General features: G+C 61.0%; 12 protein-coding genes. 8 read left to right on the top strand and 4 right to left on the bottom strand.

What is annotated here, in order from left to right:
• Positions 1 to 12: 12 nt before the first annotated feature.
• A complete protein-coding gene (locus tag WH299_RS29275) occupies positions 13 to 924 on the bottom strand; it encodes a LysR family transcriptional regulator (protein WP_123476425.1) in 912 nt (303 codons plus the stop codon).
• Entirely contained in the window at positions 924 to 1598 is a 675-nt protein-coding gene (locus WH299_RS29280) for an NAD(P)H-binding protein (RefSeq protein WP_339551989.1), read from the bottom strand. Before WH299_RS29280 ends, WH299_RS29275 begins: the two co-directional genes overlap by 1 nt.
• A 94-nt stretch (positions 1599 to 1692) precedes the next feature.
• On the opposite strand from WH299_RS29280, the gene WH299_RS29285 reads away from it, so the two are divergent.
• A complete protein-coding gene (locus tag WH299_RS29285; protein ID WP_122724813.1) occupies positions 1693 to 2850 on the top strand; it encodes an MFS transporter in 1158 nt (385 codons plus the stop codon).
• Here WH299_RS29285 and yiaY read toward each other — a convergent pair.
• Positions 2847 to 3995 (bottom strand): L-threonine dehydrogenase, encoded by a 1149-nt coding sequence (gene yiaY, locus WH299_RS29290; protein WP_339551990.1) that lies wholly within the window; start codon positions 3993 to 3995, stop codon positions 2847 to 2849. The two genes, WH299_RS29285 and yiaY, sit on opposite strands and share 4 nt — an antisense overlap.
• Positions 3996 to 4118: 123 nt before the next feature.
• Here yiaY and WH299_RS29295 point away from each other — a divergent pair, with 123 nt between their 5' ends.
• Positions 4119 to 5135, top strand: coding sequence for a DUF4917 family protein (locus WH299_RS29295; RefSeq protein WP_339551991.1), 1017 nt, complete (start codon positions 4119 to 4121; stop codon positions 5133 to 5135).
• 139 nt (positions 5136 to 5274) lie between these two features.
• Here WH299_RS29295 and WH299_RS29300 read toward each other — a convergent pair whose 3' ends face one another.
• A complete protein-coding gene (locus tag WH299_RS29300) occupies positions 5275 to 5802 on the bottom strand; it encodes a helix-turn-helix domain-containing protein (protein WP_028619304.1) in 528 nt (175 codons plus the stop codon).
• 105 nt (positions 5803 to 5907) lie between these two features.
• On the opposite strand from WH299_RS29300, the gene WH299_RS29305 reads away from it, so the two are divergent.
• The 6 genes from WH299_RS29305 to WH299_RS29330 all read left to right on the top strand — a co-directional run.
• Positions 5908 to 6690 (top strand): aldolase, encoded by a 783-nt coding sequence (locus tag WH299_RS29305; RefSeq protein WP_028619303.1) that lies wholly within the window; start codon positions 5908 to 5910, stop codon positions 6688 to 6690.
• Between the two features lie 28 nt (positions 6691 to 6718).
• The gene (locus WH299_RS29310) at positions 6719 to 7591 is read left to right on the top strand and encodes a dihydrodipicolinate synthase family protein (protein WP_122724806.1); all 873 of its coding nucleotides are present in this window, start codon (positions 6719 to 6721) and stop codon (positions 7589 to 7591) included.
• A 200-nt stretch (positions 7592 to 7791) separates the two neighbouring features.
• The gene (locus WH299_RS29315) at positions 7792 to 8331 is read left to right on the top strand and encodes an RNA polymerase sigma factor (protein WP_016975119.1); all 540 of its coding nucleotides are present in this window, start codon (positions 7792 to 7794) and stop codon (positions 8329 to 8331) included.
• Positions 8328 to 9299, top strand: coding sequence for a FecR domain-containing protein (locus WH299_RS29320; RefSeq protein ID WP_122724804.1), 972 nt, complete (start codon positions 8328 to 8330; stop codon positions 9297 to 9299). The genes WH299_RS29315 and WH299_RS29320 overlap by 4 nt, the downstream gene beginning before the upstream one ends.
• Positions 9300 to 9427: 128 nt before the next feature.
• Complete coding sequence (locus WH299_RS29325; RefSeq protein ID WP_122724802.1) at positions 9428 to 11998, top strand: TonB-dependent receptor; 2571 nt, start codon at positions 9428 to 9430, stop codon at positions 11996 to 11998.
• A 103-nt stretch (positions 11999 to 12101) separates the two neighbouring features.
• The coding region (locus tag WH299_RS29330; RefSeq protein WP_339551992.1) for a DMT family transporter at positions 12102 to 12995 on the top strand (894 nt) is incomplete at its 3' end.

A 12995-nucleotide genomic window follows, 5' to 3' on the forward strand; every position in this document is an offset into this window, starting at 1 on the left:
ACAGGGTTTCGCTCAACCCGTCGTCCTGCGCAGATCTTCGAACAGCAACCGGCTGACCGGCGACAGCTGCGCCTCATCACGCACCACCAGGATCAGGCTGCGATCCGACCAGTCGTCCGTCAGCGGCACGGCATGCAAACCCAATGCACGACCAAACAGTTCATATGCTTTCTGCGGCAGGATTCCGATGCCCATGTTCGCCTGGACCATCCGGCACATGGCGTCGAACCCCGGCACATGAATGCGCAGGCGCAGCATCTTGCCCGCCTCGCGCGCGGCCGCATGGGTGCGCATATTGATGGAGCTGGCGGCGTGCAGGCCGACGTAATCGCTGTCGAGGGTTTCACTGAACGCCAGGGTTTCACGCTCTGCCAACGGGTGATCCGCCGGCATCAGCACCACCAGTTTATCGCGTCGATACGTCACGCTGGGCAGGCCTTTGATATCGGTGTCACTGGAACAAATCCCAAGGTCCGCCACGCCATCCAACACACCTTGCACCACACCCTTGCTGGGACGTTCTTCCAGGTCGGTTTTCACTTCGGGGTGCAGTTCGGAAAAGCCCCGCAGGTCTTCCGGTAGAAACTGAATAATTGCCGATAGATTGGCCAGCATCCGCACATAGCCGCGCACACCATGGCTGTGCTCGCCCAGTTCCAGGCCCATCTTCTCGACGTTGAACAGCATCTGCCGCGCATGGTGCAGCAGGGTTTCACCGGCTGCCGTCAGGTCCATGCCCTTGGCGCTGCGCACGAACAGGCTAACGCCCAGCATCTGCTCCAGCTCCATCAAACGCTTGCTGGCAGCCGACACCGCAATGGCCTCACGGTTGGCAGCACGGGTAAGCGTGCCTTCCTCGAACACCGCCACAAACAACTGCAGCGTGATCAGGTCCAAGCGACGCACCAGACTCTTGTGCAGCATCAGCGACGCTCGCTGGCCAGCCGATTGATCTCGGCCTGCTCCACTACCGGCTGCGGCGCACCCTGGCTGGCAGCCTGTAACATCGCCCGGCCTACTGTCTCGGTACTCACCACCCAGCCCGGTTTCAGCCGCCGCACAAACGACAACAACGGCCCGAGTACCGAATAAAACGACTGGTACAACGGCGTCTTCGACCGCACGCCATGCAACGGCTGGATCACCCCCGGCCGAAACAGATACACCGCCTTGAACGGCAGGCGCAGCAAGGCGTTCTCGGTCTTGCCCTTAACCCGCGCCCACATCGACTTACCCGCCTCGGAACTGTCCGTCCCGGCGCCTGAGACGTAGATAAAGGTCATCTGCGGATTAAGCCGCGCCAGGGTGCTGGCGGCGACCAGCGTCAGGTCATAGGTGAGATGGGTGTACTGGGTTTCATTCATCCCCGCCGATGAAACACCGAGGCAAAAGAAACACGCGTCAAAGCCTTGCAACAGGTTTTCCAGAGGCTGGAAATCCAGCATATCGCCATGCAACACCTGGTGCAGCTTGCCGTGCTCCTGGGTCAAGGGCGTGCGGCCAACGGCGACGACTTCCTGAACGTCAGCGGCCAACAGACACTCACGCAGGACACCCTGGCCGACCATGCCGGTGGCGCCGAATAACAGAACTCTCATGGGTTGGTTCCTTGGTTACAAACGATTAGCCGCACGTTAGAGACAAACACACTAGCAGCTTGTAGCTTACCGCTGAAAAAGGAAAAGCTTGCCTTTGAACAATACCACCACCCTCGCCCTGGCCTGCAGCGCCGCCTTCCTCGCCCAAGTCGGCATCAGCAGCTACCTGCCTGCCGTCCCCGCCATCGCCCGCGCCCTCCCAGCCGCCGAAGACCACGTCGCGCTGGCCTTGGCGATCTACCTCGTCGGTATGGCTTTGCCGATGCTGCTATGGGGCAGCCTGGGCGAACGTTTTGGGCGTAAGCCTGTGCTGTTGACGGCGCTCGCAGTGTACGCCGTGGCGAGTGCCGCGATCCCCTCGGCCCCCAGCGTTGAAGTCTTCCTGTCATTGCGGCTGATTCAAGGTTTGGGGGCAGGCGGTGTTTCGGTGATGGCGCGGGTGTTGGTGCGTGACAGCTTCAGCGGTGCATTGCTGGCAAAAGGGTTGTCGTGGCTGGGCATGACTTTCGTGATCGCTTTGGGCATCGGTCAATTCACAGGTTCGCTGTTGCAGGTGATCTTTGGCTGGGAGGCGATCTTCTACGGGTTGGCGATTGGCGCGCTCGGGTTGATGCTGGTGTTGCAACGGGTGACGTTCCCGGCGCTGGTGAAGGCCGACGCGTCTCTATCCGCCTGGCGCATCTACGCCACCATCGTGCGACATCCACCGTTTCTGCACGCAGCCTTGGCCGGTGGCCTGGGTTATGGGGTGATCATCGCCTTCAACACCTGTGCACCGTTGATTCTGCAAGGCCGTTTCGAGTGGAGCGCGGCGCAATATGGCTGGCTGGGTTGGCCAATCAGCGCGGCGTATCTGGCGGGGGCATTGATGGTCAACCGCTTCGTGGCTCGCACGGGTCGGGTAAAGATGATGGGCTGGGGCGTGGCACTGGTTCTGACGGGAACGGCCGTGATGCTGCTGGGCAGTGTGCTTGCTGGCGGAATCGCTGTCTTGCTGTGGCTGCCTTACTGCGTGGCGGTGCTGGGGCAATCGATGAGTTACCCGATCAGTTTGTCCCTGGCCAACGACGCCTCACCGGTGAGCGGCTCCTACGCCATGGCGTTGAGCGGTTTTATGCACCAGTTGATGGCCGCATTGATCGGTGGCGTGGCAAGCCTGCTGGTGAGTCAGCAGGCGTGGCCGTTGGCGTTGTTATGTGTGGTGTTGGCGGGCGCCGCATCTGTGTGCGTCGCCCGTTGTCGAGCGGATTAAAACGCGTTGCGAAAGATCTCCTCGATCTGCCGCTGATCCGCCCGCCGTGGATTGGTCAGCCCACACGCATCCTTCAGCGCGTTAGTCGCCAGCAAGGGAATGTCCTGCAACTTGGCGCCCAGCTCGCGCAATCCTGCCGGGATCTCGACATCATGGGCCAGGCTGCGAATGGCGGCGATGGCGGCCTGGGCGCCCTCTTCATCGGTGATGCCCTTGACGTCGGCACCCAACGCACGGCCCACATCGCTCAGGCGTTTGGCGCAGACGTTGGCGTTGAAGCTTTGCACATGGGGCAGCAACACCGCGTTGCATACGCCGTGGGGCAGATCGTATAAACCTCCCAGTTGGTGCGCCATGGCGTGCACAAAACCCAGGGACGCATTGTTGAAGGCCATGCCGGCGAGGAATTGCGCATAGGCCATGTTTTCCCGGGCGGCCTTGTCGCTGCCGTCGCGCACCGCCAGGCGCAGATTGGCGCTGATCAGTTCGATGGCTTTGATGGCACAGGCGTCGGTGATCGGGTTGGCGGCGGTGGACACGTAGGCTTCGATCGCGTGGGTCAACGCGTCCATGCCGGTGGCGGCGGTCAGCCCCTTGGGCATGCCGACCATCAGCGCCGGGTCGTTGACCGACAGCAGCGGCGTGACGTTGCGGTCGACGATGGCCATTTTCACATGGCGGGTTTCGTCGGTGATGATGCAGAAACGTGTCATCTCGCTGGCGGTGCCGGCGGTGGTGTTGATGGCCACCAGGGGCAGTTGCGGTTTGCCGGACTGGTCAACGCCTTCGTAGTCGCCGATATGCCCACCGTTGGTGGCACACAGGGCGATGCCTTTGGCGCAGTCATGGGGTGAACCGCCGCCTAGGGACACCACGAAATCACAAGCGCTTTCCTGCAACAGCGCCAGGCCTTTCTCGACGTTTTCCACATTCGGGTTGGGCTTGGCGCCGTCATAGATCACCGAGTCGATGTCCTGCATCGCCAGTTTCTCGGCGATCATGCTCGCCACGCCGGCCTTGGCCAGGCCGGCGTCGGTGACGATCAGCGCCTTGCGAAAACCATAGTTGCGAATGGCGGCCATGGCTTCGTCGAGGCAGTCGGTGCCCATGATGTTCACGGCGGGGATAAAGAAGGTGCTGCTCATGGTCAATCCTCAGAGGCTTTATGCCTACAGCATCAACCTGCGCTACCCAGCGCATCTTGATCAGGATCAACGCCGACCCGTGATAAAGTCTCCGTCCAGCCGATTTCGAGTAGACCCGCCGCAATGAAGGATTTCCAGGATATTGACGCCCACCTTGAAGACTGGAGCGCCCTGCGCAGCAGCACGGACTTCAGCGGGATTCTGATCGGCAATGGCGCGAGCCGTGCCATTTGGGAAGACTTTGCCTACGACTCGCTGTTCGAAAACGCTCGCACCGTTGAGGAAAAGCCCCTGAGCCAGTCCGAGCTCAGCGTATTCGACGCCCTGCAAACCCGCAGTTTCGAGCAAGCCCTGGGCGCGTTGAAGACCACCAGCCGGGTCAACAAGGCCCTGGCCGTCAGCTCGGCGGCGCCGCGCAATCGCTATTACGCGATCAAGGAAGCCTTGATCAATACCATCCACGCGGTGCATATCCCATGGCGCCTGGTGCAACCGTCGACGCTGGCGACGATCAACGCTGAGCTGAAGCATTACTCGACGGTTTTCACCAGCAACTACGACCTGCTCAACTATTGGGCCATCCTGCACACGCCGGGCATCGACGACCTGTTCCACAGCGCCGACGCCAGCTTCGACCTGCGTGACACCCGCACCGATGCTACGCGCATCCTCTACCTGCACGGCGGCCTGCACCTGGTGCGCAACCTGGATGGTACCGCGCGCAAACTGCCGACCACCGACAGCACCTTGCTCAGCAGCTTTGCGATCAACAACACGATCAAGACCCTGGACGATGTGCCGCTGTTTGTCAGCGAGGGCAAGGTTGAGGAGAAGCTCAAGACGATCCGCAGTTCGGATTACCTGTCGTTCTGCTATGAGCAGTTGCTCAACCACGAAGGTGCACTGTGCATCTTTGGCCATGACCTGGGACCGCAGGACAAACACCTGGTGGATGCGATTCGCCAGGCCAGGCTGTCCACGCTGGCGATCTCGGTGTCGGGGCGCAGTGATGGGTTTATCCGTCAACAGAAGCGGCGGTATTCGGAGTTGTTTGAGGGGGCTGGGGTGGCGCTGAAGTTCTTCGCGGCGCGTACGCACCCATTGGGTCATCCTGCCCTGTCAGTCCCTGTCGAACGCTGATTTTATGGGCGACGTCGATCCAATGTGGGAGCTGGCTTGCCTGCGATACAGGCACCTCGGTCTGTCAGCTGAACCGAGGTGATGCTATCGCAGGCAAGCCAGCTCCCACATTGAGTGTGTTCGCAACACACGCGCGACATCATTCTTCCGAACTGTGCACCACAACCAGCAATTGTGCCTGCACCGGCCCCACCGAGCGCAACCGATGGGGCTTCTGCGCATTGAAGTGCAGCGCATCGCCCCTCTCCAGAATCACCCGCTCATTCATGAAATCCACTTCCACCTGGCCTTCGTGCACAAACAGAAACTCTTCCCCCACATGCTCCTTGAAGGTCTTGTCGGTGAACTCCGCGGGCGGGTAGATGATGAACGGCAGCAGGCTGCGTTCGCTGACCTGATGGGCCAGCACCGCATAACCCGGTGACGTGTCCGGCCGCTCATGGCTGCGCACCAGGCTGTAGCTGTCGAGGCTGACGCTGTCTTCGCTGAACAGCTCTTCGACCTTCACGTTCAGCGCCTTGGCGAGCTTCAACGCGGCGGCAATCGACGGCGTGTTCAGCCCGCGCTCGACCTTGGACAGGTAACTCTTGGTCATCCCAGACTTTTCGGCCAGGACATCCAACGTTACACCAAGTTTTTTTCTCAATAATTTCAAACGGATAGACATGCGCTGCGATTAATCCATGCAGTAAGCGATGAGCTGTGCTTGCCAATGACACAAAGTGTCATATAGCATCGTTAGTGTCATTTGCAGCCACCGAGGGCACCCGATATGGCCAAGACATTAGCACTCCCAAAAGACCAACTGGTCAAGCAAGCACTGGTCCAGATGCAAAACACCCTGGCGGATAATACGTGGACCGTCCGGCAAAAGCTGGCGCTCACATGTCGCATCCTGTTCGAGAACGGCCACGACTCCGGCCTGGCCGGGCAGATCACCGCGCGCGGGCCGGAACAGGGCACCTATTACACTCAGCAATTGGGCCTGGGTTTTGATGAGATCACCGCCAGCAACCTGTTGCTGGTGAACGAAGATCTTGAAGTACTGGAAGGCCACGGCATTCCCAACCCGGCCAACCGTTTTCACAGTTGGGTATACCGTGGGCGGCCGGATGTGAACTGCATCATTCACACCCACCCCACCCACATCGCCGCGCTCTCGATGCTGGAAGTGCCGCTGCAGGTGTCCCATATGGACCTCTGCCCGCTGTACGAAGACTGCGCCTTCCTGGAGGCCTGGCCGGGTGTGCCGGTGGGCAATGAAGAAGGGGAAATCATCACCACGGCACTGGGTGACAAACGCGCGATCCTGCTTTCGCACCACGGTCAGTTGTCCACCGGGGCGAGCATCGAGGAAGCCTGTGTGATCGCGCAGTTGATCGAGCGCGCGGCCAAATTGCAGTTGCTGGCGATGGCGGCCGGCACCATCAAGCCGATCCTGCCGGAGCTGGGGCGCGAGGCTCATGACTGGATCTCCCGGCCCAAGCGTCACGGTGCCGCGTTCAACTACTACGCCCGGCAGAACCTGCGTCAACACGCCGATTGCCTGAACTGACTAGCCCTTTTCTGACCGGAGACTTCCCATGTCCAGCCCAACCATTCACGGCATCATCGGCTACACCATCACCCCGTTCAGCGCCGACGGCCAACGCGTTGACCTCGACGCCCTCGGCCGCTCCATCGACCGCCTGATTGACGGCGGCGTACACGCCATCGCGCCACTGGGCAGCACCGGTGAAGGTGCGTACTTGAGCGACGCCGAGTGGGACGAAGTCAGCGCCTACAGCTTGGCCAAAATCGCCCGTCGAGTACCGACCATCGTCAGCGTGTCCGACCTCACCACCGCCAAAGCCGTACGCCGCGCCCGCTACGCCGAGGCCAATGGCGCCGATGTAGTGATGGTGCTGCCGACCTCCTACTGGAAACTCAGCGAAGCAGAAATCATCGCCCACTACGCCGCGATCGGCGACAGCATCGGCGTGCCGATCATGCTCTACAACAACCCGGCCACCAGCGGCACGGACATGTCGGTGGACCTGATCCTGCGCATCATCAAGCAGGTGGCCAACGTGACCATGGTCAAGGAGAGCACCGGGGATATCCAGCGCATGCACCAGTTGCATCGCCACAGCGACGTGCCGTTCTACAACGGTTGCAATCCGCTGGCGCTGGAAGCCTTTGCGGCGGGTGCCAAGGGTTGGTGCACGGCGGCGCCGAACCTGATCCCACAGCTCAACCTGGCGTTGTATGAGGCAGTGTTGGCGAATGACCTGACCCAGGCGCGGGAGCTGTTTTACCGCCAGCTGCCGTTACTGGACTTCATCCTCAAGGGTGGATTGCCGGCGACGATCAAGGCGGGATTACGTTTGACGGGGCTGGAAGCGGGTGATCCTCGGTTGCCAGTGTTCCCGCTGGGTGACGTGGGGATCGAACAACTGAAAGCATTACTGCGCTAACCCACGATCCCTGTGGGAGCGGGCTTGCTCGCGAATGCAGTGTGCCAGTCACCGGATAAATCGACTGACACACCGCTTTCGCGAGCAAGCCCGCTCCCACATTTTTTGCTGTGTACATCCGTAAAATAGAGACAAATGACAATGGTTCTCGATACCATTCGCGACTTTCTCCAAGTCGTGCTTCGTCAAGAAGGATATCCATGTCTCGTCCCAAGCCCGACCCGCTGTCGGCCGATGCCTTTCGCGGGTTCTATACAGACATTCTGTATTTCCTGCGCAAGCGCACAGACAACGCCAGCGACGCCGCGGACATGACCCAGGATGTCTTCACTCAGTGGCTGGACTACCGCGACCGGGCCAAGGTCGAGCAGCCACGGGCGTTTCTGTTCCAGATGGCGCGCAACCTGCTGCGTGATCACTGGCGCAAACAGAAGGTACGGCATACCGTCCACTCTGATCAGGCCGAAATGGACGCCGAGCCTGTCACCGACGAGCAAAACGATCCCATGGCCGCCGTGCAACGCTTGCAACGCCTGGAACAGTTGAAAGAAGTCCTCGCCGAACTCTCGCCCCGCAGGCGAGAAGCCCTTATGCTGCACCGCTTCGAAGGCTTGAGCCAGGCGCAGATCGCCGAGCGCATGGGCATTTCGACCAGCATGGTGGAAAAGCACATCGCTTTTGCCCTGCTGCATTGCAAGCGACGCCTTCAACACGAACCCGGCACGGAGCAGCCAGAATGAACCGCCTGAGCGACACCGACATGATGGACATCGAGGACAGTGACTCCATCGATGCCCAAGCCGCCAGCTGGTTTGCCCGCAACCGCAATAATGACGCGGGGCGTGCCGACCGCAAGGCCTTTGCCGCCTGGCAAGCCGAGCCCGCCCATGCCCGCGCCTATGCCGAATTCGAGCAACTGTGGGCAGACCTCGCCCAGTTGCAGCAACTGAACAAACCCGTGGCGCTGCCCCAGCGCAAGCCTTCCGTATGGCGCCCTGCCCTGGCCGTGGCGGCCGCCTTGCTGTGCGCAATCATGGCCACGCATATCGGCGCGCCCCGCGAGCTGTATCACACCCAGGTCGCAGCCCACGCCAAAGGCATGCGCACCCTCAATCTGCCCGATGGCAGCACCTTGTATGTGAATGCCAACACCCGCGTGCGGGTGGAGTTCACCGCGTACCAGCGCATCGTGCACCTGGACAAAGGCCAGCTGTACCTCGAAGTGGCCGCCGACAAGGAACGCCCGCTGTTCGTGCAAGCGGGCGAGGCCAATGTGCGGGTGGTCGGCACCGGCTTCGATGTGCGGCGCAGCCAGCAGCAACTGGTGGTCAGCGTCGCCCATGGCCAGGTCGCGTTCGAGCCGGATGCCAAAAGCCCCGTCACCCTATTGGGTGCGCAGCAGCGCGCGATCTTCAGCTACGCCAAGGGCACGTTGCAGCAGCAGACCCTCACCGCCGAAGAGGTGGCCGACTGGCGCAGCGGTCACCTGTCGTTTCGCAACCGCGAGCTGGTCAGCCTGATCGATGAATTGAGTCTGTACCGCCCACAGGCACCGTTGCAGGTCAGTAACGCCGTGGCGCACTTGAAGGTCTCGGGCAACCTGGATGTGAATGATCCCGACGCCCTGCTCAACGCCCTGCCCGCCCTGTTACCGGTGAAAACCGTGGCGTCGGCCGATGGCATAGTACGCATCGAACCGAGCAAATAACCTTTCAAAATTCTTATTTGAGAATATTTTGCATTCGCAGGTGTGGTTTTTTCGAGCAGCCGCGTCTTCCCCCGGTCTGCGTTTGATACGCACACCTTTTCGGCCACTTGGCCACACCGGGGGATTTCATGTTTCGCGCGCCTTGCCACGCTTCGCACCTGTTTCTTCGACCGACGCTCATCGCTAGTTGCCTGGTATTCAGCCTCAGTGCACAGGCCGATTCGCTCACGCTGCAGCTGCCAGCGCAGTCACTGGCCACGTCCCTCAGCCAGGTGGCGCAACAGGCACAGATCCAGTTGCTGTTCGATGAAGAGCTGCTCAAGAACGTGCAAGCCCCCGCGCTCAACGGCGACTTCACGCCGGAAGTGGCGATACGCACCCTGTTGAAAAACGGCGAGTTCACCCTGATCAAGGTCGGCAGCACCTACGTCGTGCGCCCCGATGAGGGCAAGACCACCAACAGCGGCGTTGTTCAACTGGATGCACTGAGCGTGATCGGTACCGGTAGCCAGGTCGACTCCAGCACCGTGGGCCGCTCCACGCTGAGCCAGGCGGATATCGACCGCTACCAGCCCGATAACATTCCTTCGCTGTTGCAGACCCTGCCCGGGGTATCCATGGGCGGCTCACCCAAGCCGGGCGGCCAGACCATGAACATCCGCGGCATGGGCGATGCCGAGGATGTGCCAATGACCGTGGATGGCGCGGCCAAAAGCGGTTTCGAGCGTTATCAACAAGGCACTATCTTCATTGAACCCGAGTTGATCAAAAGCATTGAGGTGGAGAAAGGCCCTTACTCGCCATTTACCGGTAACGGCGGTTTTGGCGGCACGGTCAACATGATCACCAAGGACGCACCGGACCTGCTCAAGGACGGGCAAAATGCCGGGGCGATGGTCAAATACGGCTACGCCAGCAACACCCACGAGCAGGTCTACACCGGCGCCGTGTATGGCCGTACCGACGACGGCCGCATGGACGGCCTGGCCTACCTGACCAAACGCGACGGCGATGACCTCAAGCTTGCCGACACACCGCCTGACCCACGCAATCAGTACCCGATCAACCCCAAACGCTTGCCCAACAGCGCGCAGGATGTCGAAGGCCAGCTGTTCAAGTTCAACGCGTACTTCACCGACGAACACAGCATGGGCCTGTCTTACTCACGCGCCCAAAGCCAACGTATGACGCCGTTCTCGGCAAAGTCCTACCCATCACCACCGACACAATCGGCCATCGACCGCTACGGCTACGCCACGGCGGTGTCTCGCTTCCTGGCCGACCGCGACACGGTGGACACCACTTGGTCGAGCAAGTACGAATACCACCCCCTGAACAACCCGCTGATCGACCTGAAGCTGAGCTACTCGGAGTCCAATACCGACCAGACCGATGAGCGCGCCGAGAATGCCGTCATTGGCCTGGCCACCGGCGGACGCAAGATGGACACGTCCTACACCGACCGCATCCTCGAACTGCGCAATACCAGCCTGCTGACCACCGGCCCGTTGGAACACGCGGTGACCACGGGCGTGCAGATCCGCAAGCACAAGCGCGAAACCGAAAGCTGGATGCCGGGAGCAGCCTACAACACGCCTAAATACAACTATGGGCATTTCCAGCCGTATTTCATGCCTCACGGCAAGGTCGACACCAACGCATTCTATATTCAGGACGCGATTACCCTGGGCGACGTGACCATTACGCCGTCCCTGCGTTACGACCATGTGCGCAACCGCGGTCAAGCCAATGATGCGCCGTACTACAGCAGTCCTGACCCGAAAGTGGGCCACGACTACAGCGACCGCACTTACACCGGTTGGTCGCCACGCCTGGCGGCGTTCTGGAACGTGACCCCGGATGTGGCGTTCTTCGCCAGTTGGAACCGCACGTGGCGTGCGCCGGTGATCGATGAACAGTACGAAGTCCAGGGCGCTATCAGCACCCGTAGCGCCACCAGCCTGAACCTCGATCCGGAGCGCATTACGGCGATTACCGCGGGCAACGTCACCAACTTCTCGGGCCTCTTCACCCGTGAAGACAACTTGCAGTTGCGCACCACGTTGTTTCACAACCGCATCGAAGACGAAATCATGAAGGCCACCGGCATTGGCTGCGAACGGCAGTTGACCGTGCCGGGCAGTATCGATTCGGTATGCAGTGACGCGGCATCCAGGACCAACTATCGCAATGTGGGTGGCATGACCATCAAGGGCTTCGAGCTGGAAAGCTACTACGACTCGACCTACCTATTCGGTTCCCTGACTTACTCCTGGGCCACAGGCAAGCGCGACAACCCCTACACCAACCCCTGGGCGACCAACCTGCACGTATGGGCGCGGGATATCCCACCGGCAAAATGGGTGGTGGTGCTGGGTACCAAGATCCCAAGCTGGGACGCGCAGGTGGGCTGGCAGGGCCAGTTCGTACGCAAGACCGATCGCGTGCCCACCGATGTTTACGCGGGCGGTTTGAACTCCACCATCGGCGACTTTATCTACGACCAAACGGAGAACGCCAGCTACGACACGCAAGGCCTGTTCGCCAATTGGAAACCGCAGCAGGCCGGTCTCAAGGGCACCGAGATCAACTTCACCGTCGACAACCTCTTCAACCGCTTCTACCAACCTGCACTCAGCGGCGAAGGTGTCTACAGCCAAGGCCGCAACGCCAAGATCAGCATCACCCGCTTCTTCTGAAAAACTGTACGGATAAATCCGCACCCAGCTGTAAGCCCGCAATCGGCGGGGGATGTGGCTAGATGGGCTTCCCTTGAAGCCCTCTAGATTTCGGTTCTTCCCCATGAGCTCGCGCGAAAACACCGGCATGGCCCTCGGCCTGCTGGGCGTCATCATCTTCAGCCTGACCCTGCCCTTCACCCGCATCGTGGTGCAGGAAATCCACCCGTTGCTCAACGGCCTGGGCCGCGCGTTGTTCGCGGCGATCCCGGCGGCGGCGCTGCTGCTGTGGCGCCGCGAACGCTGGCCGACCTGGCGCCAGGTGCGCGGGCTGTGCCTGGTGATCGCGGGCGTGATCCTGGGTTTCCCGGTGTTGTCAGCCTGGGCCATGCAGACCTTGCCGGCGTCCCACGGTGCGCTGGTCAACGGCCTGCAACCGCTGTGCGTGGCGCTGTACGCGGCGTGGCTGTCCCATGAACGGCCGTCGAAAGCCTTCTGGGCTTGTGCGGCGCTGGGCAGTGGCTTGGTGTTGAGCTACGCGTTGATCACCGGGGCCGGCAGTATCCAGGCCGGTGATTTGCTGATGCTCGGTGCGATCGCGGTGGGCGGCCTGGGTTATGCCGAAGGCGGCCGATTGGCCAAGGAGATGGGTGGCTGGCAGGTGATCTGCTGGGCGCTGGTGCTGTCGACGCCCGTGCTGATCGGCCCGGTGTGGTACCTGGCAGCGCAGCATCAAGGGGCGATTTCGATGCGCGCGTGGTGGGCGTTTGGTTATGTGTCGCTGTTCTCGCAGTTCCTGGGGTTCTTTGCCTGGTACGCCGGGTTGGCCATGGGCGGAATTGCGCGGGTCAGCCAGATCCAACTGTTGCAGATCTTCTTCACCATTGCGTTTTCGGCGCTGTTCTTTGGCGAACACATCGAGCCGATTACCTGGCTGTTTGCGTGTGGGGTGATCGTGACGGTGATGCTGGGGCGCAAGACGACGGTGCAGCCAGCACCAATAATCAAGGCTGGCTCA

It is taken from the genome of Pseudomonas sp. MYb541 (assembly GCF_037479595.1).
GTDB lineage: Bacteria > Pseudomonadota > Gammaproteobacteria > Pseudomonadales > Pseudomonadaceae > Aquipseudomonas > Aquipseudomonas canadensis.